Annotated in this window: 19 protein-coding genes and 2 tRNA genes; 13 read left to right on the forward strand and 8 right to left on the reverse strand. The window is 51.6% G+C overall.

Annotated elements, in window-relative coordinates:
• Positions 1-39: 39 nt before the first annotated feature.
• Both ACZ5TN_RS09285 and ACZ5TN_RS09290 read right to left on the reverse strand, forming a co-directional pair.
• Entirely contained in the window at positions 40-1,794 is a 1,755-nt protein-coding gene (locus tag ACZ5TN_RS09285) for a prenyltransferase/squalene oxidase repeat-containing protein (RefSeq protein WP_464917602.1), read from the reverse strand.
• A gap of 43 nt (positions 1,795-1,837) precedes the next feature.
• Positions 1,838-3,829 carry a S8 family serine peptidase gene (locus ACZ5TN_RS09290; RefSeq protein ID WP_464916585.1) on the reverse strand — a complete coding sequence of 664 codons (1,992 nt, stop codon included), beginning with the start codon at positions 3,827-3,829 and terminating at the stop codon, positions 1,838-1,840.
• Between the two features lie 407 nt (positions 3,830-4,236).
• Between ACZ5TN_RS09290 and ACZ5TN_RS09295 the strand changes: the two genes are divergently transcribed.
• The 4 genes from ACZ5TN_RS09295 to ACZ5TN_RS09310 all read left to right on the forward strand — a co-directional run bounded on the left by ACZ5TN_RS09295 (position 4,237) and on the right by ACZ5TN_RS09310 (position 7,295).
• Positions 4,237-4,314, forward strand: a tRNA-Glu gene (locus ACZ5TN_RS09295).
• Positions 4,315-4,327: 13 nt separating this feature from the next.
• Positions 4,328-4,405, forward strand: a tRNA-Ile gene (locus ACZ5TN_RS09300).
• 1,069 nt (positions 4,406-5,474) lie between these two features.
• Positions 5,475-6,206 carry a helix-turn-helix domain-containing protein gene (locus ACZ5TN_RS09305; RefSeq protein WP_464916586.1) on the forward strand — a complete coding sequence of 244 codons (732 nt, stop codon included), beginning with the start codon at positions 5,475-5,477 and terminating at the stop codon, positions 6,204-6,206.
• Positions 6,207-6,473: 267 nt separating this feature from the next.
• Positions 6,474-7,295 (forward strand): cysteine synthase family protein, encoded by an 822-nt coding sequence (locus tag ACZ5TN_RS09310; RefSeq protein WP_011250638.1) that lies wholly within the window; start codon positions 6,474-6,476, stop codon positions 7,293-7,295.
• Positions 7,296-7,381: 86 nt separating this feature from the next.
• On the opposite strand, the gene ACZ5TN_RS09315 is transcribed toward ACZ5TN_RS09310, so the two are convergent.
• Entirely contained in the window at positions 7,382-8,167 is a 786-nt protein-coding gene (locus ACZ5TN_RS09315) for a 4-phosphopantoate--beta-alanine ligase (RefSeq protein WP_011250637.1), read from the reverse strand.
• Positions 8,168-8,370: 203 nt separating this feature from the next.
• Here ACZ5TN_RS09315 and ACZ5TN_RS09320 point away from each other — a divergent pair, with 203 nt between their 5' ends.
• Together ACZ5TN_RS09320 and gltA are read left to right on the forward strand one after the other, a co-directional pair.
• Complete coding sequence (locus tag ACZ5TN_RS09320; protein WP_011250636.1) at positions 8,371-9,225, forward strand: sulfide/dihydroorotate dehydrogenase-like FAD/NAD-binding protein; 855 nt, start codon at positions 8,371-8,373, stop codon at positions 9,223-9,225.
• Complete coding sequence (gene gltA, locus ACZ5TN_RS09325) at positions 9,226-10,671, forward strand: NADPH-dependent glutamate synthase (protein WP_464916587.1); 1,446 nt, start codon at positions 9,226-9,228, stop codon at positions 10,669-10,671.
• A gap of 9 nt (positions 10,672-10,680) precedes the next feature.
• On the opposite strand, the gene ACZ5TN_RS09330 is transcribed toward gltA, so the two are convergent.
• Together ACZ5TN_RS09330 and ACZ5TN_RS09335 are read right to left on the reverse strand one after the other, a co-directional pair.
• Positions 10,681-11,148, reverse strand: a complete 468-nt coding sequence (locus ACZ5TN_RS09330) for a hypothetical protein (protein WP_464916588.1) — start codon at positions 11,146-11,148, stop codon at positions 10,681-10,683.
• 75 nt (positions 11,149-11,223) lie between these two features.
• Positions 11,224-12,153 carry a hypothetical protein gene (locus tag ACZ5TN_RS09335; protein WP_464916589.1) on the reverse strand — a complete coding sequence of 310 codons (930 nt, stop codon included), beginning with the start codon at positions 12,151-12,153 and terminating at the stop codon, positions 11,224-11,226.
• A gap of 130 nt (positions 12,154-12,283) precedes the next feature.
• Here ACZ5TN_RS09335 and ACZ5TN_RS09340 point away from each other — a divergent pair, with 130 nt between their 5' ends.
• The 3 genes from ACZ5TN_RS09340 (at position 12,284) to ACZ5TN_RS09350 (ending at position 15,542) form a co-directional block, all read left to right on the forward strand.
• The gene (locus ACZ5TN_RS09340; RefSeq protein WP_464916590.1) at positions 12,284-13,183 is read left to right on the forward strand and encodes an MBL fold metallo-hydrolase; all 900 of its coding nucleotides are present in this window, start codon (positions 12,284-12,286) and stop codon (positions 13,181-13,183) included.
• 209 nt (positions 13,184-13,392) lie between these two features.
• Positions 13,393-13,524 carry a hypothetical protein gene (locus tag ACZ5TN_RS09345; RefSeq protein WP_464916591.1) on the forward strand — a complete coding sequence of 44 codons (132 nt, stop codon included), beginning with the start codon at positions 13,393-13,395 and terminating at the stop codon, positions 13,522-13,524.
• Between the two features lie 527 nt (positions 13,525-14,051).
• Entirely contained in the window at positions 14,052-15,542 is a 1,491-nt protein-coding gene (locus ACZ5TN_RS09350) for a hypothetical protein (protein WP_464916592.1), read from the forward strand.
• A gap of 38 nt (positions 15,543-15,580) precedes the next feature.
• Here ACZ5TN_RS09350 and ACZ5TN_RS09355 read toward each other — a convergent pair whose 3' ends face one another.
• Complete coding sequence (locus ACZ5TN_RS09355; protein ID WP_011250628.1) at positions 15,581-16,372, reverse strand: SDR family NAD(P)-dependent oxidoreductase; 792 nt, start codon at positions 16,370-16,372, stop codon at positions 15,581-15,583.
• Between the two features lie 101 nt (positions 16,373-16,473).
• Here ACZ5TN_RS09355 and ACZ5TN_RS09360 point away from each other — a divergent pair, with 101 nt between their 5' ends.
• The gene (locus ACZ5TN_RS09360) at positions 16,474-17,646 is read left to right on the forward strand and encodes a nicotinate phosphoribosyltransferase (RefSeq protein ID WP_464917603.1); all 1,173 of its coding nucleotides are present in this window, start codon (positions 16,474-16,476) and stop codon (positions 17,644-17,646) included.
• A gap of 75 nt (positions 17,647-17,721) precedes the next feature.
• On the opposite strand, the gene ACZ5TN_RS09365 is transcribed toward ACZ5TN_RS09360, so the two are convergent.
• Positions 17,722-18,990, reverse strand: a complete 1,269-nt coding sequence (locus ACZ5TN_RS09365) for a S8 family peptidase (protein ID WP_011250626.1) — start codon at positions 18,988-18,990, stop codon at positions 17,722-17,724.
• Between the two features lie 245 nt (positions 18,991-19,235).
• Here ACZ5TN_RS09365 and ACZ5TN_RS09370 point away from each other — a divergent pair, with 245 nt between their 5' ends.
• Both ACZ5TN_RS09370 and ACZ5TN_RS09375 read left to right on the forward strand, forming a co-directional pair.
• The gene (locus tag ACZ5TN_RS09370; RefSeq protein ID WP_011250625.1) at positions 19,236-19,757 is read left to right on the forward strand and encodes a flavin reductase family protein; all 522 of its coding nucleotides are present in this window, start codon (positions 19,236-19,238) and stop codon (positions 19,755-19,757) included.
• Between the two features lie 22 nt (positions 19,758-19,779).
• Positions 19,780-20,364 carry a HemK2/MTQ2 family protein methyltransferase gene (locus tag ACZ5TN_RS09375; RefSeq protein ID WP_011250624.1) on the forward strand — a complete coding sequence of 195 codons (585 nt, stop codon included), beginning with the start codon at positions 19,780-19,782 and terminating at the stop codon, positions 20,362-20,364.
• Here the strand turns inward: ACZ5TN_RS09375 and ACZ5TN_RS09380 are convergent.
• A complete protein-coding gene (locus ACZ5TN_RS09380) occupies positions 20,349-20,486 on the reverse strand; it encodes a hypothetical protein (protein WP_011250623.1) in 138 nt (45 codons plus the stop codon). The genes ACZ5TN_RS09375 and ACZ5TN_RS09380 overlap by 16 nt on opposite strands.
• 168 nt (positions 20,487-20,654) lie before the next feature.
• Between ACZ5TN_RS09380 and twy1 the strand changes: the two genes are divergently transcribed.
• Positions 20,655-21,656 (forward strand): 4-demethylwyosine synthase TYW1, encoded by a 1,002-nt coding sequence (gene twy1 / locus ACZ5TN_RS09385; protein WP_011250622.1) that lies wholly within the window; start codon positions 20,655-20,657, stop codon positions 21,654-21,656.
• The last annotated feature ends 368 nt before the right edge of the window (positions 21,657-22,024 follow it).

The following is a 22,024-nucleotide window of genomic DNA, read 5'->3' on the forward strand; positions in this document are numbered from 1 at the left end:
CTTTCTGATTTATTTTAAATTTAAAAAAGAGAAAGAATTTCATCTCTTCTTCCTGTTCTCAAACCAGACTACGCCGTACATAGCAACGAGAAGCACCCCGACCGCGACGATTACTAGAGCATGCTGAAGTCCGCGGTTCTTCCACGGGCTCTCTGCCCTGAAGCCCTCCACAGCAACTGCCTTTATCATCAGGGGGTTCTTTGGGGGGTAAATCGCAACGTACCCGTCAAGTCCAGTTGGATTCACTCTTCCCGTGGTGTTGCCGACATATTTCCCGCCATCCACCATAAGGAAAGTGGTATTGGCCATCTCCATCTTTACCTCCGGAATCTCCGCGTAGAGTACCTTTCTAAGAAAATCAACGCCCTTTCTGTAAATCTCGATGTCAGTCAATCCCGCCACCTCAAGGTTCCAGACAACTCTGGATGTTGTCGTTATTCCCGTTACAGACTGGTGGGTGTAAGCGAAAGCTCCGTTGGGATACTGTCTTTCCTTCAGGACTTCGAGAGTCTTGTCCAGCTCATCTTTCATTCCAAACTGGCTGAAAACTATGGCTGCCTGCGAGAAGTAGTAAGTCGGTATCGAGTAGTAAACAGGATTTCCTGTCTTTGAGTTCTTTTCGTTCAGCATCCACGTGAGATTAGCCGAAAGGTAGTGAAGAGACTTTTCGTAGTCGTAGGAAACGTTTAGGCTCTTGAGAACCCAGACGACGTAGGCGGTGTTGTAAAAGTCCTTCCAGGTTCCGTTATTCGGGCTGGAGAGAAGGTACTCAACTGCATCGTCGTAGGGCTTTCCGAGGAGGGCCTTTATCCTCGCAACTTCCGCCACCTGCCAGGGAAGGAGAGAGCTGTAGTTCTCAGGAAGCTCCGGCTCTTTTGAGCAGAGGACAAAGTAGTGGGCATAAACCGCTTTCTGCCACTCTTCAGTGGCGGGAATTTTGTCTAGATACGGGCAGGCGATTTCCCTAAGTTCTTCAAAGCCGCTGATCTGAGAGACGTCGAGCAGGTCGAGGACGCGGTAGTGGAGCCTTCCCCAGAAGCCGAAGTGTTCCATATCGAGGAGCTCTTCCCTGTATTTTTCACTCCCTGTCGCGTAAAGCGCCATCGCAACGGCCATCGGCGATGAGAAGTTCCCTTCCAGTGAGACCTTTTCTCCAAGGTAAGCGAGTGCAAAGGCTTTGTAGGCCTTCAGCTCACCCTCAACATTAAGCTTCTCAAGGTCATCTTTATCCTCCAGCGCAATGTCACGGAATATTCTCTCCACGTCGTTTTCTGGTTCATTAACCTGAAGCCAGCCAAGTGCTCTGTTCAAACCTTCCCTGAGCTGATCTTCAAGTCCCGTCATGTTCTCTTCAACGTATTTGCTTCCCAGAAGCTCCTTCAGGGCTATGGCAGCCATAGCGGCATCAAGGTAGTCGTTCCAGGAGCCGTCGGCCTTCTGCTTGTATATGAGCCAATAGGAGGCGCTGTTGATAACATCTCTATAGCGGCCGTTGGCTATGCTCTCCCCTCTGATGAGCGCCATTATTGCCATAGCTGTGTATTTGGCCTCGTGCTCCTCGCTGTAAGCGTAGCCCCAGGAGTCAAAGGGCGTCCTAATGGCCATGAGCCACTCACAGCCTTCCAGAACTCTGTCGTAATCTCCTGTCTTATAGAGAGCGAGAACAGCAAAGGCCGTGTCCGGAACGGTAGGCTCGTAAACGTACGGCCTGATTTCAGCCGAAACAACGATAGGTGAGGAGATAAGCGAGAGCATAAAGCCCACAATTAGTACAGTAGCAAGAACCCTTCTCATTCCAACCACCTCAAGGAAGAAAAGAAGAGAGGGTTAAAAGACTTCACCCGTAGTAAACCTTGGCGTCGAGCTGGTAGCTAGCGTAGCCGTAGGTATCGTAGGCGTAGACGAGGAAGTACCAGGTTCCTGGAGCTGGGTTGTTGTACTCGACGTGCTCGTAGCTGTTGGAGCTCTCGGAGCGGTCAACGAGGTTCTGGTTCGGGTCGTAGAGGTAGAGGTCAAGGTCATGGTAGCTGGTGTCGAAGGTGAGGTCGCCGGTGATCTTGGTGGCGCCGCTGTTGACGGTCATGGTGAATGTGTCGCTCTTATCATAGTAGTCGTGGACTGTTCCAGTGAAGGTCTTCTCGTCAACGGTCGGCTCTGGTGAGGGGCTCGGGCTCGGCTCGCTTCCGCCACCGCTGGGCTGGCCGAGGCTCCCGTCGCTGACGACGTCAACCTGGTAGTTTGCCGAACCGCTGTAGCTGACGACCTTTATCGTCCAGGTTCCTGCTGTCGGGTTGTAGTAGCCGACCTTTTCGAAGCCGTAGTAGGCGGTGTAGGAGTAGTCAACCTGGTTGCCGTTCGGGTCGTAGAGGTAGAGGTCGAGGTCGCTTCCGCTGTTGTCCCAGTAGAGGGTTGCCGTGACGAATCCAGCACCGCTTATCGTGAACTGGTGGCTCTGGCTTCCCTTGTTTGAGACGTATCCAGTGAAGGTGAGCTTTGCATAGTTGTCGTAGTAGGCAGCCTTATAGGCGTTGACCCTACCTGCACCGTAGGCGATGTCGGCTATCTCGTCGGGCTTTACTATGTCGGCGGTCTCGATGAGGGCCGTCTTGACCTTGTCGGGAGTCCAGCTCGGGTGGGCCTGGAGGAGAAGGGCGGCTATACCAGCGACGTGTGGAGTGGCCATCGAGGTTCCTGGAGCGGCGGTGTAGTAATCGTTTATCGGCTGTCCCATGCTGGTTCCGCTGGCGCGGGCAGCGATGATCCAGTTGCCGGGAGCGACGACCTCGGGCTTGAGCCTGTTGTCGGCTGTTGGGCCGCGGCTTGAGAAGTCTGTTATAACGTCGTACTTGTCAACCGCACCGACGGTGATGACCTTGCTGGCCGCTGCCGGTGAGCCCACTGTGTACTTGTTCGGCCCACTGTTTCCAGCAGCCACAACGACGACAAGTCCAGCGTCCCAGGCGTTGTTGACGGCCTGGCTGAGGGAGTCGGTACCGTCGGAGCTCTGGCTTGAGCCAAGGGAGAGGTTAATGACCTTTATTCCGTACTTGTCCTTGTTCTGGACAGCCCAGTCAACACCGTTGATGATGTCTGAGATGCTTCCGCTTCCCTGACCGTTGAGAACCTTAATGCCAACGAGCTTGGCGCCTGGGGCCATACCCTTGTACTTGCCGTTGCTTGCCGCACCGGTTCCGGCGGCTATCGAAGCGACGTGGGTTCCGTGGCCGTTGTCGTCGTAGGGAGTTGTCTTTCCGTTGACGAAGTCAACCCATCCGATAACCTTGCCCTGGAGATCGGGGTGGGAGGCGTCAATACCGGTGTCGATGATACCAATGGTTATTCCGGAACCGTCGTAGCCGAGGTTCCACATGTTGGTGGCCATAACCTGGGCAGCGGACTCGTCGAGACCCTCGGTCTCAACGGCGACCTTGACCACGTAGTCCTCCTGGATGAACTGGACACCTGAGAGCTGTGCGTTTCCAAAGTAGCCGGTGTCCATAAGGCCGGCGATTATAAGAAGATCCTTAACCTTTATCTTGACTGCGAGGGCGGGGATAATGTGGTAGTTGTATTTGATCTTGGCTCCAAGGAAGTCCAGTATTTCAACGGCCTTCTCCTTGTCGGCCTGATTGTCGAACATTATTATCGTGCTAACTTCCTGATCCCAGCTCATTCTCTGGACTTTCTTGAAGAGTCCAGGGGTGAGAAGACCATAGTTCTTCTGCTGGGAAACATTGCGAACTACCGGCTTCTGGGGGGCTGCAAGGACACTGCCAGCCATAAGACCAACAAGGAACAGGGCTAGCACTACCGCTCCAAACTTCTTCATTGTGACACCTCCATATTCTCGGATGCCCCCATATGGGCATCCAGGGATGTATTGGGTCTTCAATTATAAGTCTTGCGCAACATTGTGTATTAATCAAAATTCAAAAGAGAACATCCAAAATTTTGCATACTCCTTAACATAAGTTATGTGAGATAGCGTTGTTAATAATTTTCAACGGCGGGAACTGACTTATTTGTTTTAAAATACATGACATTTAGTAACAGTTATTGCCAATATTGGGAATCTGAGGCGAACAAATACAAAATGGCATAAAGTAAAGTTAAATTAAAATATTCAAATCGGAACACCAAGTTAAAGAACATAAGAGTGCATCAAGTACGGCGGCAACTTGGGGCACAGAGAGCCGAAAAGTTTATAAACCCTCCCTCTGCTCTAATCTCGGACGCGCCCCGGTGGTGTAGCCCGGTCAATCATGCGGGACTCTCGATCCCGCGACCCGGGTTCAAATCCCGGCCGGGGCACCAAAACCTTTCTCGCGGGCCCGTGGCTCAGCCTGGTCAGAGCGCCCGCCTGATAAGCGGGAGGTCCGGGGTTCGAAGCCCCGCGGGCCCACCACAGAAACTTTGCTGGGCAAAGTTTCATCAAAAGTAGAATGTCCTTTTGAGCTTCCTGTTTTCCAGTGATTCTCAGTCATCAATCAGCGGTTTTCAAGGGGTTTACTCACGATATAACGCTCGAAGAGCGTTAAAAAGAAGAAAACCCGCATTTATTTGGCCACCTACTAAGAGAATAGAATCCGAATCAAGCCAATTCTCGAGGACATTCAAACTTTTTGGTGAAGCTTTTTCTAAAAGCTTCAGCGCCGCTTTCACTGTCGTTCAAGCGTCCTTGAAGGATGGCGGAAGAGTAGTATGCGTTTTTAATGAGCTGGCTTTTGAGTGGGTTTACTTACCGAGTTGCTAGATTTACAGGATTTCCTCACAGTATAGCGCTCTTTGAGCGCTAAAAAGAAAGTTCGAAATTACAATTAACGAGAGATTTTGGGAGTAAACCCAAGCGAACTTGCTTTCTAAGCAAGCATATACTCATCGAAGAGCAAGTTCGAGAAGAAGGGCGCACTTTTGGTCAAGCTTTTGTCTAAAAGCTTCCTGCGCGACGTTGAAGCTCCGCTTCAACGCACGGGACGATAGCCCCGTTGAGTTTGATCAAGGCTCGTGGTTCTTCTTAGAATTGCTCCACTACAAGGATTTTCAAAATACTCAAGCCAAACATCAGTGAATTTCTCTAAGTTTCAGCCTTCTAAAAGGAGTTTCTCTCACTTTGACGCCCTTGAGGCGTCGATTAAAAAGCAAACTCACACAGAACAAGAGGATAAAAAGGGAATTCACAATCCATGACAACGTCTAAAAGAAAAATCCTATCAAAACAGCCCTTTAGTCAAGCATCACAAACTTTGATGAAACTTTGCCCAGCAAAGTTTCTTTGGTCAAGCTTTTTCCAAAAGCTTGCTTGCAAAGTTTCTTAAAGGTAAGCCCAGATTTGAGATTAGTTGCAGGCTAAACATTAAATTCTGTGTTGGTCTTGCCCAAAATGGTTTATCTTTCCCTCTTGTTGTATCAACTGGGCACTAACTCCTTTCTGCAATTGCCGAAAGACTTATAATATTTTAGAGTTAGCAACGATTATGCTGGAGAAAGAAAAGGAAGCCCTTGCCAAGAGGATCGCGGGAGAGATAACACTTTCTTCTGACCCCGGTAAGACTATGAGAAAGTGGCGCGAGATATTTGGGATAAGTCAGACCGAGCTTGCGGATTACCTTGGAGTCTCATCCTCCGTCATCAGCGATTATGAGGGTGGGAGGAGAAAAAGTCCCGGTGCTTCAACGATAAGAAAGTTCGTTGAGGCCCTCATTGAAATTGATGAGAAAAGGGGCGGGAACGTCATAAGAGCCTTCAGCAAGACCATCGAGGGCGAACTTCCGACGGATGCTATTCTCGATATTCGCGAGTTTGCGGTTCCAGTTCCGATAAGAGCCGTTGTTGAGGCCGTCAAGGGCGAGGTTGCGGCAAACCATGACTTTCTCGACAGAAAGATTTACGGTTACACGGTGGTTGACAGCATACGGGCGATCCTTGAGATGAGCAGCGAGGAATTTCTTAAGCTCTACGGATGGACTACTGAGAGGGCACTGGTGTTTACAAAGGTGACCACGGGCAGAAGCCCCATGATAGCAGTCCGCGTTCAGGGGCTTAAGCCAGCTGTGATAGTGCTGCACGGCGTCAAGAGGTTAGACGAGCTAGCGGTCAAGCTTGCTGAACGTGAAAGGATACCCCTCGTCGTCTCCAAGGCCTCAAACGAGAGCGAGCTAATCAACGGCCTCAGAAAGCTCGTCGAAAAAACTGAAAAGGAGTTTTGACAGCTTTTTTAAATTTAGCAACCACCCTAACGTTGAGAGGGCATACCCCCGCTTCTATATTTCAATGGGCGGTTTATCCACATCCATATGAATGTCCACGGCTTACCCATTATTGTGTAATATAGTCGAAAACAAAACATTTATAATGCAAGTATTTTAAACAGGTTCGGTGGTTCCAGATGAACGTCTTTAACAACCCAATAGAACTCTTCGAGAAGTACAAACCGACCCCCCTGCTCAGGCTTTCCCTTTCGGACGAGAGGGGGGATGTCTTTTGCCAAGCTGGAATTCTTTAACCCCTTCAGCAGGAGCATAAAGGACAGGGCTGTTTTTAACCTCGTTATGAAGGCTCTGAAGCGCGGGGACATTAACGGCACCAGGCGGCTTTTCGAGGCAACTTCTGGAAACGTTGGAATAGCAATGGCAGCGATATCGAACATTTTTAACGTTGAATTCAGGGCCTATCTGCCGAAGCCGACTCCAGACGCGACAGTAACCCTTCTGAAAGTCCTCGGGGCAGAGGTCGTGAAGACGGACTTCGAGGTAATTGACAGGGAAATGATTGAATTCGTCAGGGATGAGGCGGAGAAAGCTGGGGCAGTGAACCTGAACCAGTTCGAGAACGACGACAACTTTGAGGCCCACTACAGGTACACCGCGAGGGAGATAGACGAACAGCTCAGGAGCATAGGAGTAAGCCCTGACGTAATAGTCGCTGGAGTCGGAACATCTGGACACATAGCGGGTATTGCAAAGTACTTCAAGGAGCGCTACGACACGAAAGTCATCGGAGTGGTTCCAGCTAAGAACGAGAAGATTCCGGGCATAAAACGGCTCGAAACAAGGCCTAAGTGGTTTTTTGACGCTGGCATTGATGAGGTCGTCGAGGTAACACAGAGGGAAGCGATTGAGGGCTCCATCCAGGTGGCTAGGAGGGAAGGCATCTTAATAGGCCTCAGCTCTGGTGCCGTAGTCAGTGCCCTTGAGAAGGTCAGGGACAGGTATCCCGGAACGGCGATCCTGATACTTCCAGATGACGCGTTTAAGTACGTTGAGGTGTTTGAGAAATACCTACGTGAATGCCAGTGAATCTTTTTTAATCTTCCCTTATCCCTTCTTGAGGGGTTCTCTTTGTTTTTAAGGCTGACAACAAAAAGGTAACAAAAGGAAAGGCTTCACTCAAGCTCCTTTCTCCTCCATATCCCCTCCTCAGCCAGCCTCGTTAGCCTGTCCCTTATGTGGAGCAGCACGTCGCTGAGGGTTTTGCCGTTGTCGTATTCCCCGACAATCTTGAGGAGTTCTTCCCTGCTGTAGTCCTTCATCTCCCTCGCGAGCTCTACCATTCTTGGATAAGCCCTTACAATGTTGTCTACTATCGTTATGTCGGCCATCCTGGCGCTCCGCGAGAGAGGGTTCAGGTCAACGGTAACGACGAACTTGCCCATCCTCACAAGCGCTTCCGTCCTGTCGCCGTCTTCGAGCGGGACAAGAACAACGTCGGCTTTCCAGATGCCGTTTTCATCGACCTTCCCGCGCTCGTGCTCAAGGCCGGGGATTCTCTTCGTCGGGTTGATGCCGAGTATCTCTATCTCCGGGTCGTACTTCCTAAGCTCCTCTGCTATGGTCCTAACCCTCTCCTCCGTGCGGTAGAAGAGGTTTATCTCAAGCTTCGCGTTGAGGGCCTTTGCCAGCTCTATCGTTTCCTTTGGAACGAGGGCAGCAACGTTTCCGTTCACTGAGATTACTGGATGCTCAGCCAGAAGGAACTTCGCAACGGCAGCTCTCATGGCCCTCTCAGCTGGTTCTATCGTCCTCTCACCGATCAGGTAGTCGAAGGCCTCTCCACGTCCGTGGGCTATTAGTCCAGCTTTGGCAGTCATTCCCTTCTCCATTCCTTCGATTATCTTTTCGCGGTAGTAGAGGCTCCAGTAGCGTGGGTGACTCTTCGGGATGTTCACCATACTATCACCTGCTCACAGTTTGCTGAACTAACTAAAAAGTATTGCCTGTCGAAATAGAGCTTTCTCCTTTCTTTGAAGAAGGTTCTTCAGGGCTTTTCTGGTGAAAATTGGGGTTCTAAACCTTTGGTTCAAAAAAAGCGTATAAACCTTGAGTTCAAAACTAAAGGTGAACATATCTGATCACGTGTTCGAGGTGGTGCACTGTGGGATATAAGATAACGGCCAAGGAGAACCTTTCAGTGATAGACTTCTTCATGGAGGTTGAAGCGCCGCACGTGGCCCGCTCTTGGAAGCCGGGACAGTTTATAGTCCTCATCGTGGACGAGAAGGGCGAAAGGGTGCCGATGTCGGTTTACTATGCGGATAAGGACACTGGAAGGGTGGGCATGTTCATAAGGCGCCACGGCGTCACGACCTTCAAGCTCTGGTACGAGAAGCAGGTTGGAGACGAGCTTCTGAGCGTTGCCGGGCCGCTTGGGAAGCCAATTGAAGTCAAACACTACGGCAACGTTGTTTTTGCAGCCGATGCCGTCTGTGCCCAAGCTGAGTGCTATGCCACACTCAAGGCGATGAAGGAAGCGGGCAACTACACCATAGCGATTCACAGCTTTGAGACCAAAGACCACGTCTATCCTGAAAAGTTCCTCTCGAAGCCGGTTGCCGATGAATTCTACATAACGACCGAGGACGGGAGCGTTGGAAGGAAGGGCCACTATCTTGACGTCCTGAAGGAGCTGATCGAGCAGGACAAGGTTGACATCGTTTTCGCGGGTGGAAAGTTGGGAAGCCTCAAGAAGCTCGCAGAACTCACCAGGCCCTACGGTATCCCCACGATAACGACGGTGAGGCAGATAATGGTGGATGGAACCGGGATGTGCGGTTCGTGCAGGATTCTCTACGACGGCGAGGTAAAGTTCGCCTGTAGGGACGGGCCAATGTTCGATGCCCACAAGGTTGACTGGGACGACGTGATAAGGAGAGACTCCCGCTTTGCCGAGCAGCAGGCTCTCGCTAGGGAAAGATACCTCGCCAAGCTCCGCGAGAAGGGGGTGATCTGAATGGCCGTTAGAAGGAAGCTCATCAAGGAGAGGGTTCCGACTCCCGAAGTTCCGGTTGAAGAGAGGATAAAGAGCTTCGTCGAGGTCAACCTCGGCTACGACTTCGCATCAGCAGTTAAAGAGGCGGAAAGGTGCCTCCAGTGTCCGGTGGAGTACGCTCCGTGCATCAAGGGCTGTCCGGTTCACATCAACATTCCAGGATTCATAAGCAAGCTCGTTGAGTATCGCGACAACCCTGACAAGGCCGTTAGGGAAGCTCTGAGGATAATCTGGAACGACAATACCCTACCCGCTGTAACCGGAAGGGTCTGCCCCCAGGAAGACCAGTGTGAGGGCGTCTGTGTGATGGGCAAGGTCGGAGACCCGATTAACATCGGCAAGCTCGAGAGGTTTGTCGCGGATTATGCGAGGAAGCATGGAATAGAAGAAGAGCTTCTCTGCGAGTTCGAGGAGAGATGCACGGGAGAACTTGGAAAGGTGGCCGTCGTTGGTGCTGGCCCCGCTGGCCTCACCGCCGCTGGAGAGCTCGCGAAGATGGGATACAAGGTTACAATCTTCGAGGCACTCCATAAGCCTGGAGGAGTCCTCGCCTATGGCATTCCTGAGTTCCGCCTTCCGAAGGAGATACTTGATCAAGAGCTGGCCAAGCTCAAGCGTCTTGGTGTCGAGATAAGGACGGACCACGTTGTTGGGAGGACTGTTACCATTGAGGAACTCCTTCAGGAGTACGACGCCGTCTTCATCGGGACTGGAGCGGGAACGCCTAAGCTTCTCAACGTTCCAGGGATACTCCTCGATAGGATTTACTCGGCCAACGAGTTCCTCACGAGGGTCAACCTCATGAAGGCCTACGAGTTCCCAGAATACGACACGCCGATAGCAATTGGAAAGAAGACGATAGTTATAGGCGCCGGAAACACCGCAATGGACGCGGCCCGTTCGGCCCTCAGGTTGGGAAGCGAGGTTACCATAGCCTACCGCCGCGGAAGGGAGGACATGACGGCTCGTATAGAGGAGATCAAGCACGCCGAGGAGGAGGGCGTTAAGTTCGAGTTCTTCCTCCAGCCGGTTGAGTTCATAGGCGACGAGAACGGAAGAGTCAAGGCTGTGAAGTTCGAGAAGATGAGACCCCTCGAAGAGAGGGACGCCAGGGGCAAGAGAAAGATAGTCGGTACCGGCGAGTATGTAACCCTCGAAGCGGACACCGTCATCATAGCGATCGGCCTCGAGCCGAACAGGATAATCACCGAGACCCCCGGCCTCAAGACGAACACCAACGGAACGCTCGTTGTGGATGAGAACCTCATGACCAGCATACCGGGTGTCTTCGCAGGTGGCGATGCGATAAGGGGCGAGGCGACCGTCATCTTGGCTATGGGCGATGGAAAGAAGGCTGCGAAGGCAATCCACGAATACATACAGGCGAAGAGAAAAGCAAACGCCTGAGCCTTTTCTTTACCATTCTCTTTTTCTTGAGCCAAAAACGAGGCCATGTTTGAGAATATCCATGAACTCGCTGTTCAGGAAGCTTTTGGTGAACTCCATGGTCTCTTCAGGTGAAAGCCACTCGACGTCCTCTGGAACACCCTCAACCCACAGGTAAACAAGCTCGTCCCCTTCCCGTGCAATCAGGAGGGTGTAAACTTTGACGCCGTTCTCAAGGGCTATCTTGACTTCCCTTCCGACTAGAGAAGTGAACTTCCCGAGGGGAGCTATCGCTACGAAGTAGCTCGCCTTGGGGATGTATTTGCTGGTGTCTCTCATTCCGTACTTTGAGGGAACGAGTATATTATCGGTGTTGAGCTTCTCACGGATTATCCCAACTATGGCCTTCTCCGTTTTGGTGTTGTAAAGCAGGGTAGGCTCGCTCAGATAAACGAACGGCCCCGTTTTTTCCTTCTTTTTCCTGAACAGCCCGAGCATGGGAACACCTCAGGTGGGGATAATGTCATCATCTCGACATCAGGAGGGATGACACTCCTCATCGGTCGGAATTACCTAATGGTTACCGCTTAAATGCTTTACCACGGGGTCTCCTTCTATGGCCAGGAGATCATCCAGAGAGACGTACCTCAAGTTGGGGAACTCGTAGATATAGCCTATATTTCCTTCTCCCTCATGGGCATAAAAATCTTGGAGATCATAATATTTCCCAAACCTTCTAATTTTTACTACGCATTTATCTTGTTGATATAGATACGGGCAATGTCCATTAAGCTCTATGTAGTTTGAAGAGTTCTCACTATAAAGCTGACCTATCGGAGGGAACCAATCGTATATCTCCCACATGCCTTCGTCCGGATAATAAACCGTCAGAAACGCGTGGTCCATAGTCATTGTGAGGAAATACCTTGCGTTTATATCGTGCTTTTCATTTATCCGGGAGATTATTGCGTAGGCTATTACATGCCAGTCATCGCAGTCTCCACAGTGAGAGACAACATAGCGGGGATCTTTCGTTGGTCCACCTGCGCAGTACTTTGCTCGCTCTACCATTGCCTCATATGCAGTGCCTCTAAGGTAAAGGAGGTAATCTTCTCTTGGGACATTTGCTTCCTCGACCCTTTTCTCAGCATCCGCAATGACGGAAGTTACAAAGTTTTGAACGACTTCTGACTGAAGTATCTCGGGTAGTTCTTCACGGGGGAAGCCAGTGCAACTCCAGTATGGATACGCACATGTACCGTTAAGCTTCTGGGATAGATAATCATCCCCCCGATAGTAGCCAATAACGGGGACATGATCCGAAATGCTCTTATCTAAAGCTCCAACAACACCGAGGTAAATTCCGAGGGCATCGTAGATACTGTCTATCATTTTGGTAGTTAACTGGTCCCAGGGGGGTCCAATAACAGGAATATCGCTAAGTCGGCCAGTATTGTGGCCGAGTAGTCCAGTTATGAAGAATAATATTACCACAGGAACCACAGCCGCTTTATACACACCCATGACATCCGCATGATATACATGGATGTTATTTAAATTTATGCCTTGTACACCCGAAAGTTAGTAGTCAGGATTATTAATCAGCTCATCAACATGGCTAATGGGTGATAAAATGAGGGTCATCCCACTCGCATCGGAAAGCCTTGGGGTTAGGAGCCTGGTGACCTTCGTTGAAGCTGGGGGGTTGAGGATACTGATTGATCCGGGTGTAGCACTCGGCCCGAAGCGCTACGGCCTCCCTCCTGCGGAAGTCGAGCTTAAAACTCTTCAGCAGATGAGGAAGAAACTGCAAGGCTACGCGAGGAAGGCCGACATCGTGACTATCTCCCACTACCACTACGACCATCATACCCCCTTCTTTGAAGGCCTCTACGAGAGCTCCAGCGAGGATTACGCGAGGGAAATCTATGCGGGAAAGATTCTCTTCATCAAACACCCTACCGAAAACATCAACTTCAGCCAGAGAAAGAGGGCATGGGCGTTCCTCAAGAACGCAGAGGCGATAGCGAAGAAGATCGAGTACGCGGACGGGAGAAGCTTCGACCTTGGCGGCGTTACAATCGAGTTTTCACCGGCAGTACCGCATGGAAGCGAGGGAAGTAAGCTCGGCTTCGTCGTAATGGTTCTCATCGACGATGGCTCCAAAAGGGTAATCCACGCCAGCGACATTCAGCTGCTTAACAGAAAGGCTATCGAGTGGATAATCGAAAAGAACCCCGACCTGCTCATAACCGGCGGACCCCCAACTTATCTCGGCCCGAGAGCAACGGGATCGTGGGAAACCGGCATTAAGAACCTAAACGAGATAATCCGGGAGACGAACGCCGAGGTAATCCTAGATCACCACATAGTTCGAGACAAGCGCTATCCTGAGTTCTTCGACGAGCTGGAAAAAAGGCCGAAGACCTTCGCCGGCTACCTTAAGGTTGAAGATAGGCCGCTTGAAGCATACAGGCGGGAGCTCCACAAGATCGAGAAGGGAGAAGGGGCTGAGGTTCCTTTCAGACTGTAATCAACGCTTTCCCCCTTATTCTGTTGTGTCTTGATACATAGCATTGGAGTTTATTATTGAAACATGAATTTTATCACATTATTTAAATGCTAAATCCAAAAAATTTATAAGTATCTAAGGTAAAAACTAAGTGGAGTGGTATCACGACGACGTATGTACTGTGGTATTTCAAGCCGCAGTACGGGAGCTACGCGGTCTTTGATACCAACATGCCGACCTCTAAGCTGAGGGATCTCGGGGTTGACTACATGATAGTCCTCCATGCCCCTGGTAGGGATGGAGAGTATGGGCAGATGCCGATGAGCGGTTACCACTCCGCTTTGGGGTGGTTAGGACGCTGACAAGCGTCCTTCAAAAAACTGCCCTTTGAGACAGTCAAAAACCAAGGGGTTTGGCCTCTAAATCATAACCCCAAACCGCTTTGCGGTAGGGGTAATGGGCACAAGACCGTGCCCTCGGGCTGAACCGAAACCGGTAACGGGAGTAGGTAATGTGCCCGTAAACCTTCCCGCCTTTAGCGAGGGGTTAATTCGTTGGAACCCTCGCCATTCACGGCGGGGAGGAGGTCAGTCCTAGGATAATGGCTACAACGACGGCAAGCAGCTGGCACAATGGCTGGAACAAGAGGTAAACCCTGAACTCCCTATCTCGTCGAGATTCCTGTACTCGTCGGGGATGATAAAGAGCAGTGGGAGCTCTTTAAGAACTCAAATTACACAATAAAACCCCGGATCAGAGGTTTGGACTACTGGAGGGGATGGCTTGATGGGGTGTATACCCATACAAGCGAACTATGGCCCAATAGAGCTTACTACTACGGTACCAACCTGAGGAATGTTAACCTGGTGAGGGAGAAATGCCCCGGGTGGTGACCTGCGCTGCCCTCGCTTTTGTCTTTATTTTTCTGATCGTGAGCCCCGCTCCGGCACTGGGCATTGAAAGTAGCTTAAAAATCGTGAACGCCTACCCTGCAGGCGATAAAATTGCGTTCCTGCTCCTCAACGAAACCTCAAACGGGTTCTACGGCGTGGTTTACGACGGCCGCTCCTTCGAGGCCGAGAAGCTCCCCTTCGGCAGGGAGTACATCGTGAGGCACTGGAATGGAAAATACTGGCTCCTTCAGAAGGGGGACACCGTAACAGTGAAGATCTATCTCTACCGCCACGGCAAGTTTGAGCTCGTACACACCTTCCGTGGGGGAAGTGCGTGCACCGACAACGACCTTGATATCACCTGGAACGGCAGGGAGTACTACATCACCTTCCTGGGGGCAGGACCAAACGACGACCTCGCGCACGGGGAGTGTTCCTACGAGTTCAGGGACTACCTCCTGAAGGATGGAACCCTCATACCCCTCAACGTCACGGGGCTTGAGAGATGGGTGCCCCAGCTCAACGCCTGGTTGGTCCTCGCTGATTCCTGGATCTATCTGGTTGATGAGAATGGCAATGTTCTCACGAAGCGCAAAATTAGCGAAACAGGCTGGTACTCAACTGAAATAGCCGTCGATGGTAACAGAACCTTCCTGGTAGTCTCGGCTGACGGTGGATGGGTTAGAATGTTCACCATAGAGAATTCGTCGCTGGTGTTGACTTACAATAGGAGGCTAGAAAACAGGACTCCAGAAAACGCGGGAATTTATCTACCCGATTTCTGGATCGGGAGCCCGATACTCTTTAGAGAATCTCAAAACGATTCCTCTGTGACAGTCTGGGTGTTCAACGGCACGGACTTCGCCAAAATTCGCACTTTTGAAGACGAAAACGACTACAATGAACTCCACGCGTTAGTGACCTCCAATAAGGGCTACATCCTATCGACCACCCCGATTTTCGGGAATTCCGAGGGGGCCAGCCTAAGGCTTGAGCTGTTCGAGCTCAGGAACCTCTCGCTCGATCCGGTAAACTCCCTTAGCGTCAACGATTCGTTTGTCAGGATAGCTTACGTGAGGGATTACGGCAGTTTCGGAGCGACCTGGCCCTGGTGGACTCTATCAGGATTGAAAGTCGAACCGGGATTCCCTCTTGTGGTCTCCGGCGGAAGTTCGGTTCTCTTTTTTAATCTAACCCACGTCTTTAACCTCACATCGGGGAAGGGCGTTGAGCTGCCGGGTTCTCTCAAAGGGCGTGAGTATAAAGTGGCGTTTTGCTGTGGAGAGTGGTTAGTGTTCGGCGATGATAGCGTGTACGCCTTTAAGAACGGTCAGTTCAGCGACTTAACTCGGGAGATGCTTTTGGCGCTGTATAAAAAACCAAGGAGTGGCATTCCGCTGGGGGCAGTTATCAAGAGCGGTCTTGCTACTATTGCCGCGTTGGTGGCGGTCGCCATCCTTAGACGGAGAAACGATGGGAAGCGATGACACTGAGTTGTGGTGTGTCATAATTGGCTGTGTGCTCTCTATGTGGACAGAAAGCCCCCGTCCACCGGAACTATAGCCCCGTTCACGTAGCTTGCTAAATCGCTAGCGAGGAAGAGGATTACCCTTGCAACCTCGTCGGGTTCTCCGAAGCGGCCCATCGGAAGGCGTGCGTTAAAGTGGAAGGATATGCCAATCTTTTCGGTGTCGAACTTCATTATCGCCTCCTTTTTGAGTCTCTTTACACCCTCCGTCTCTATACCCCCTGGGACGACGACGTTGGCCCTTATTTTCTTTCCGTACTCCCTGGCTATGGCCCTCGTGAGGGCGACGACCCCGAGCTTCGCAACGTCGTAGTGGACGAGACCCCTCGCGAAGGGCAGGAATGCCTCGATTGAACTCACGTTGACGATAACGCCGCCTTCATCTTTCCTTGCCCTCACGAAGTGCTGGCACGTCCAGAAGACGGAGTGGAGGTTGATGTTCATCACCCTCTCATAGAAGTCCTCATTAACTTCGGTAAAGTCCTTGAACCAGTAGACGCCCGCGTTGTTGACGAGGATGTTGGGTTCTCTCCCCTCAAGGGCCTTCCAGAGGGCATCGATCTCGACCTTACGCGAGATGTCAACGCGGTGGGTATTCACCTCGACGCCGAACTCTTCGGCCTCCTTCTTGACGCCTTTGAGGCCCAGCTCGTCTATGTCAACCAGCTCAAGTGCAGCCCCTGCCTCGGCGAAGCGGAGTGCTGTTGCCTTCCCTATCCCAGAGGCCGCTCCCGTGATAAGGGCCCTCTTTCCAGTGAGGGATACGAGTTTGGAGATGGGATCTCTCATAGGAATCCCCACGGGTTATTACGAACTCGTCCCTCATAAGGTCTGTGGAGACCAAAAATCCCTTATATTGAGGGGCTTAACTATTTTCCAAGGTGAGAGCCATGAGAGACTTCTACATTGCCCATGAGGAGGATATAAAGGCGGGCAAAACGACCGACGTTTACTTCATCCGAACCCAGAAAATCCTTCAAGAGAAAGGGATAAAGAAGAAGGTCTTCGCCGACGTTTCAACGACTTCACTTCCGCACGGCTGGAAGTGGGGAGTTTTAGCGGGGATAGAAGAGGTTGCAAAGCTCCTCGAGGGGCTCCCTGTGAACGTCTATGCGATGCCTGAAGGAACGATATTCCACCCCTACGAACCGGTTCTGCAGATAGAGGGCTACTACGACGAGTTTGGCATCTACGAGACGGCTTTGCTTGGCATGCTCAGTCAAGCGAGCGGCATAGCCACCGCCGCCCTCAGGATCAAGATAGCTGCCAAGTTTAAGCCCGTCTACTCCTTCGGGATAAGGCACATGCACCCGGCGATAGCCCCAATGATAGACCGCTCGGCCTTCATCGGCGGGTGTGACGGCGTTTCGGGAGTACTGGGAGCGGAGATGATAGGCGAAAAGCCCGTTGGTACGATGCCCCACGCATTGATCTTAACAATCGGCGACCAGGTGAAGGCCTGGAAATACTACGACGAGGTTATGCCCCCAGAAGTCCCGAGGACGGCGCTTGTGGATACCCTATGCGACGAGAAGTTTGAGGCCTTAATGGCGGCAGAGGCCCTTGGAGAGAGGCTCAACGCGGTAAGGCTCGACACTCCCAGCTCAAGAAGGGGCAACTTCAGGAAGATCGTCGAGGAAGTCCGCTGGGAGCTAGATTTAAGGGGGTACAACCACGTCAAAATATTCCTCAGCGGAGGACTGAACGAGGAAAGCCTGAAGGAGCTGGCGGATGTGGCCGATGCCTTTGGTGTGGGCAGTGCAATAGCGAGCGCTAAGCCGGTTGACTTCTCCCTTGATATCGTGGAAGTCGAAGGAAGGCCCATAACCAAGCGCGGTAAGCTCAGCGGCAGGAAGCAGATATACCGCTGTGAGAACGGCCACTACCACCGCGTTCCCGTGGAGAAGAAGCTTGAGAAATGTCCCGTCTGCGGTGCAAAGGTCGAGCCGCTCCTCAAGCCGCTCATAGAGAACGGCAAGATAGTGGCGGAGCTTCCAAAGGCGAAGGAGATAAGAGAGTACGTGCTGGAGCAGGCGAAGAAGTTCAACTTGAGCATTGATTGAGCGTCTTCTTTCTTGTTTTCTTTATCTCTTTTTGGAAGGAAAGTAAATGGAGAAAAGGGTAAAAAGTGTTTTAAATCAGCCCAGGGCGGCCTGGACGGCAAGGGCAGCCCTCACAACACCGTAACCGTAGTCGGCGTCCCATCCTGTCGGACCAAGGTCATCAGCGGTTATGTGGAGAATTCCCCTCACGGTGTTCTTGCTTATGTCGTCAAAGGTTCCAACAGGTAGAATCTTTCCGTACTTCTGGTAGTATGCCGCCTGAATGAGTGCAACCACACCGCTCACGTGCGGAGTGGCCATGCTGGTTCCCATGAGGGTCTCGTAGCTGTCGTCCGGGTAGGTGCTGAGTATGTCAACGCCCGGAGCGCTTACCTCTGGCTGGCGGTTGCTAAAGCTCGCGATGTTGTCGTTGCTGTCAATCGCGCCAACCGCAATAACCTCCGGATAGGCAGCCGGGTAGCTTGGGCTTGGGGCACCCTCGTTACCGCTGGCAGCAACGATGACTATGCCAGCGTTGTAGGCCTGGATTATCATATCGTAGAGGTAGCTGTCGTCGGCAGGGCCTCCAAGGGACATGCTTATGACCTCGGCTGCATCGTCGTCCGGGTCGCCGGCGATTATTCCATCTCCGTCCTTGTCGGCAACCCCGTCCGGACCGAGGATGGCCTGCTCAATTCCAATGGCTATGTCGCTGTAGGAGCCGCTTCCCCTCGCATCGAGAACCCTTACCGAGTAGATCTGGACTCCAGGGGCGACGCCAACAACACCTATGTCGTTGTTGAGGGCCGCGATTGTTCCGATAACGTGGGTTCCATGGCCGTTCTGGTCCGCACAGTCCCTGAGCTTCGTTGAGACCTTACCGCGAAGCGTGCTGACGCACCAGGCTATGTTGGCAGCCAGGTCGGGGTGGTCGTAGTCGACGCCAGTGTCAAGAACGGCAACCTGGATGACGCTAACGGAGCCGTCGGTTATGCTCCACACGCTCGGGGCCTTAACGCGCTCGATTCCCCAGGGGATGGTCTGTGCTGGCTGGGTGCTTCCGCCTCCTAGCCATGACGGCTTCCCAAGGAGAACCGCCTGGTGGTCGAACTCGACCTTCTCAACACCGGGCATCTTCTTGAGCTTTCCGACGGCGTTCGCCGGCACGTCAACGACGACCGCTGGAATCAGCTTGAACTGGTAGACTATGTGCCCCCCTATCCCGAGAACTTCGTGCGGGTTGAACTTGGCCTTGTCGACGCTGACTATAACCCTTATTGTATTCTGCTCTCCGGCACTTGCAGGGACTGCAAAGAGCGCCGCCAGCAACACTATAGACAGCACCAGGGCAATTGATTTCTTCATCTATAGACACCTCCGTTCTAAAGTGTGCAACAAAATACATTTAAGAACATCTAATAAGCTTTTTGTTTTTCTTTTGGGACTATTGTCAATATCAATCCAGAAAATTCATTATTCTGACCTGAACTTTGGCAAAAATTGTTCATAATTTCAAATTACTTCCGAATAATTTTGACTGCATGTGTGAGATTAAGTTTTAAGTTTGAGGCAGGAGTATAACAGATATGAACTAAAGGAGGTGCATTCCAATGTACCGTCTGCTCTACCCCATGCGCACCTACCTTGTGATCTCTGGAAAGGACGAGGAAGCCAACGTTATGGCGGCGGACTGGGTTACGGTGCTCTCTCACCGGCCCTTCATGGTGGGCGTTGCTGTGTCCCCAAGAAGGTACACTCACGGGCTTATCAAAAAGTACGGGGAGTTCGTGATCAGCGTGCCGACCCTGAAGATGCTCGATGACGTGTGGATCGCGGGAACTAAAAGCGGCCCCTCAAAGCTGAAGGAAATGAGTATCACACTGGTTCCATCAAAAAAGGTCTCTGTTCCAAGCATAAAGGAAGCCGCTGCCAACCTTGAGTGCAGGGTCGTTGATGCGAGGGACTACGGTGACCACACTTTCTTCGTCGGTGAAGTTGTGGACTACACCTACGATGAGAACGTCTTCAGCCCGAGGAGCGTCAACCTTGAGGCGGGCCTTCTCGCCCACGTTTCCTGGGCAGATTTCGTCACCTTTGAGAAGCGCATTTACAAGCCGGCGGAAAGGCTTTAACTTCTCCCTTCTTTTTTTCACTATGTTCCTAGAATATCAAGGCCTCAGGATAAAGCTTCATCCCCAGGTGTACGAGCCCGCTGAGGACACCTTCCTGCTCGCTGAAAACCTCGCCGTCAAAGTAGGGGACATAGCCCTTGATATGGGCACGGGAACGGGAATAATCGCCCTCCTCCTGGCGAGGAAAGCCCGCTGGGTCCTTGGGGTTGATATTAATCCCCTAGCTGTTGAACTGGCCAGAGAAAACGCGAGGATAAACGGTATAATCAACGTTGAATTCCGACTCAGCGACCTATTTGAGAACGTTTCGGGTGAGTTCGACGTTATAACGTTCAACGCCCCCTATCTGCCCGGCGAACCTGAAGAACCGATAGACCTTGCCCTGGTTGGTGGAGAAACTGGCAGAGAAGTCCTCGACAGGTTCATAGATGAGGTTCCCTGTTACCTAAAGCCGGGTGGAGTGGTTCAGATAGTCCAGAGTTCAATAACGGGGGTGGAAGAGACTCTTAAAAGGCTGGAAAAAGCGGGACTAACCGCTGAGGTTGTTGCTAAGAGGCACATCTTCTTTGAGGACATCGTGCTGATAAACGCTTATGCCAAGGAGTAGCGCTTTATCTCGTGAAGGAGTTTTACCTTCGGCCTTTCGGCGTCGCTGGCATCGTCCTCGAAAAACTCAATTTTAATCTCCCTTGCTTTCAGCTCTCCAGTTGGCTTTATTCTCTCGAACATGGGGGAAGAAGGAAGGGACTGCTTTTAAACCTTTCGCAAATTGACGAAGTATTTTTCGACGATAAAATATTGGGCAAAAATTAATCTCTCAATTGGCCACCTCTGACCCATCACATTTTTAAAAACCTCCCCTGAGTTGAACCTAGAGAGAGGAATTAGGTGAGGCTAATGGCGATAACTTTCGTATCAACCCCCAACATGCCCGAGGAGATAGCCGAGCTGTTCAAAAAACAGCACTACGCGATAGTGGGCCACCACAGCGGCGTCAAGCTCTGCCACTGGCTCAAGGAGAGCCTTACAAAGGGCCGCTTCTGCTACAAGCAGAAGTTCTACGGTATAGCGAGCCACCGCTGCCTCCAGATGACGCCCGTTTTGGCCTGGTGCACCCACAACTGCATCTTTTGCTGGCGCCCGATGGAAGGCTTCCTGGGAACCGAGCTTCCCCAGCCCTGGGATGATCCGGCTTTCATAGTTGAGGAGAGCATAAAGGCTCAGAGGAAGCTCCTCGTGGGTTACAAGGGCAACCCTAACGTCCCAAAGGAGAAGTTCGAGGAGGCCTGGAATCCGAAGCACGCGGCCATAAGCCTCTCTGGCGAGCCGATGCTTTACCCCTATATGGGTGATCTCGTCGAGGAGTTCCACAAGAGGGGCTTCACAACATTCATAGTCACCAACGGAACCCTCCCCGAGAGGCTTGAGGAAATGAAGAGAGAAGATAAGCTCCCGACCCAGCTCTACGTCTCGCTTACCGCCCCAGACCTTGAGACCTACAACCGCGTCAACGTCCCCATGATCCCCGACGGCTGGGAGAGGATAAAGGAGTTCCTCAGGCTTATGAGCGACGCCCAGACGAGGACTGTGATAAGGCTGACCCTCGTCAAGGGGGAGAACATGCACAATCCAGAAGGCTACGCCAAGCTCATAAGGCTCGCCAACCCGATGTTCGTCGAGGCCAAGGCCTACATGTTCGTGGGCTTCTCAAGGAACAGGCTCACGATAAACAACATGCCGAGGCACGAGGAGATAAGGGCCTTCGCCGAGGAGCTGGTAAAGCACCTCCCTGGCTACCACATTGAGGACGAGTACGAGCCGAGCAGGGTCGTCCTCATAATGAGGGACGACGTTGATCCGCAGGGACGAGGTCTGAACGGAAGGTTCATTAAAGATTGAGTGATTGAGTTTTGATTTCTCCTTTTGATTTCCCATTGTTAATCTGGAATTCTATGGGAAACTTTTATTTATTCTCATGACAACGTTTCCCTTAGGTGGTGAAGGTATGTGTGCAAATTCGAGGGTGCTGCTTGTAATCCTTACTGTGATGATTATTACTGCCCCCGTTGCAAGCGCCTCAATGTTGGACGAGTCGGTGCTCTACCTTTCTAGTGCCCAGGGTTACGTCAATAACGTTAGGGACTCGTCTCTGCTCTTGATGGCCATGGCTTCGCTCTATGGAAAAGTTGAGAATCAGTCCACGGTTGAAAGCTCTATTCTGGAGCTTGTTGATTACCTTAAAAACGCTCAAAACTCCGATGGTGGGT

It is taken from the genome of Thermococcus sp. JCM 11816, assembly GCF_055396515.1.

What these genes read in the sequence shown, in the direction of transcription:
- ACZ5TN_RS09285 (WP_464917602.1), bottom strand. Translation starts at nt 1,794, where the DNA reads ATGAGAAGGGTTCTTGCTACTGTACTAATTGTGGGCTTTATGCTCTCG.
- ACZ5TN_RS09290 (WP_464916585.1), bottom strand. Translation starts at nt 3,829, where the DNA reads ATGAAGAAGTTTGGAGCGGTAGTGCTAGCCCTGTTCCTTGTTGGTCTT.
- ACZ5TN_RS09305 (WP_464916586.1), top strand. Translation starts at nt 5,475, where the DNA reads ATGCTGGAGAAAGAAAAGGAAGCCCTTGCCAAGAGGATCGCGGGAGAG.
- ACZ5TN_RS09310 (WP_011250638.1), top strand. Translation starts at nt 6,474, where the DNA reads ATGTCTTTTGCCAAGCTGGAATTCTTTAACCCCTTCAGCAGGAGCATA.
- ACZ5TN_RS09315 (WP_011250637.1), bottom strand. Translation starts at nt 8,167, where the DNA reads ATGGTGAACATCCCGAAGAGTCACCCACGCTACTGGAGCCTCTACTAC.
- gltA (WP_464916587.1), top strand. Translation starts at nt 9,226, where the DNA reads ATGGCCGTTAGAAGGAAGCTCATCAAGGAGAGGGTTCCGACTCCCGAA.
- ACZ5TN_RS09330 (WP_464916588.1), bottom strand. Translation starts at nt 11,148, where the DNA reads ATGCTCGGGCTGTTCAGGAAAAAGAAGGAAAAAACGGGGCCGTTCGTT.
- ACZ5TN_RS09340 (WP_464916590.1), top strand. Translation starts at nt 12,284, where the DNA reads ATGAGGGTCATCCCACTCGCATCGGAAAGCCTTGGGGTTAGGAGCCTG.
- ACZ5TN_RS09345 (WP_464916591.1), top strand. Translation starts at nt 13,393, where the DNA reads ATGCCGACCTCTAAGCTGAGGGATCTCGGGGTTGACTACATGATAGTC.
- ACZ5TN_RS09355 (WP_011250628.1), bottom strand. Translation starts at nt 16,372, where the DNA reads ATGAGAGATCCCATCTCCAAACTCGTATCCCTCACTGGAAAGAGGGCC.
- ACZ5TN_RS09360 (WP_464917603.1), top strand. Translation starts at nt 16,474, where the DNA reads ATGAGAGACTTCTACATTGCCCATGAGGAGGATATAAAGGCGGGCAAA.
- ACZ5TN_RS09365 (WP_011250626.1), bottom strand. Translation starts at nt 18,990, where the DNA reads ATGAAGAAATCAATTGCCCTGGTGCTGTCTATAGTGTTGCTGGCGGCG.
- ACZ5TN_RS09370 (WP_011250625.1), top strand. Translation starts at nt 19,236, where the DNA reads ATGTACCGTCTGCTCTACCCCATGCGCACCTACCTTGTGATCTCTGGA.
- ACZ5TN_RS09375 (WP_011250624.1), top strand. Translation starts at nt 19,780, where the DNA reads ATGTTCCTAGAATATCAAGGCCTCAGGATAAAGCTTCATCCCCAGGTG.
- ACZ5TN_RS09380 (WP_011250623.1), bottom strand. Translation starts at nt 20,486, where the DNA reads ATGTTCGAGAGAATAAAGCCAACTGGAGAGCTGAAAGCAAGGGAGATT.
- twy1 (WP_011250622.1), top strand. Translation starts at nt 20,655, where the DNA reads ATGGCGATAACTTTCGTATCAACCCCCAACATGCCCGAGGAGATAGCC.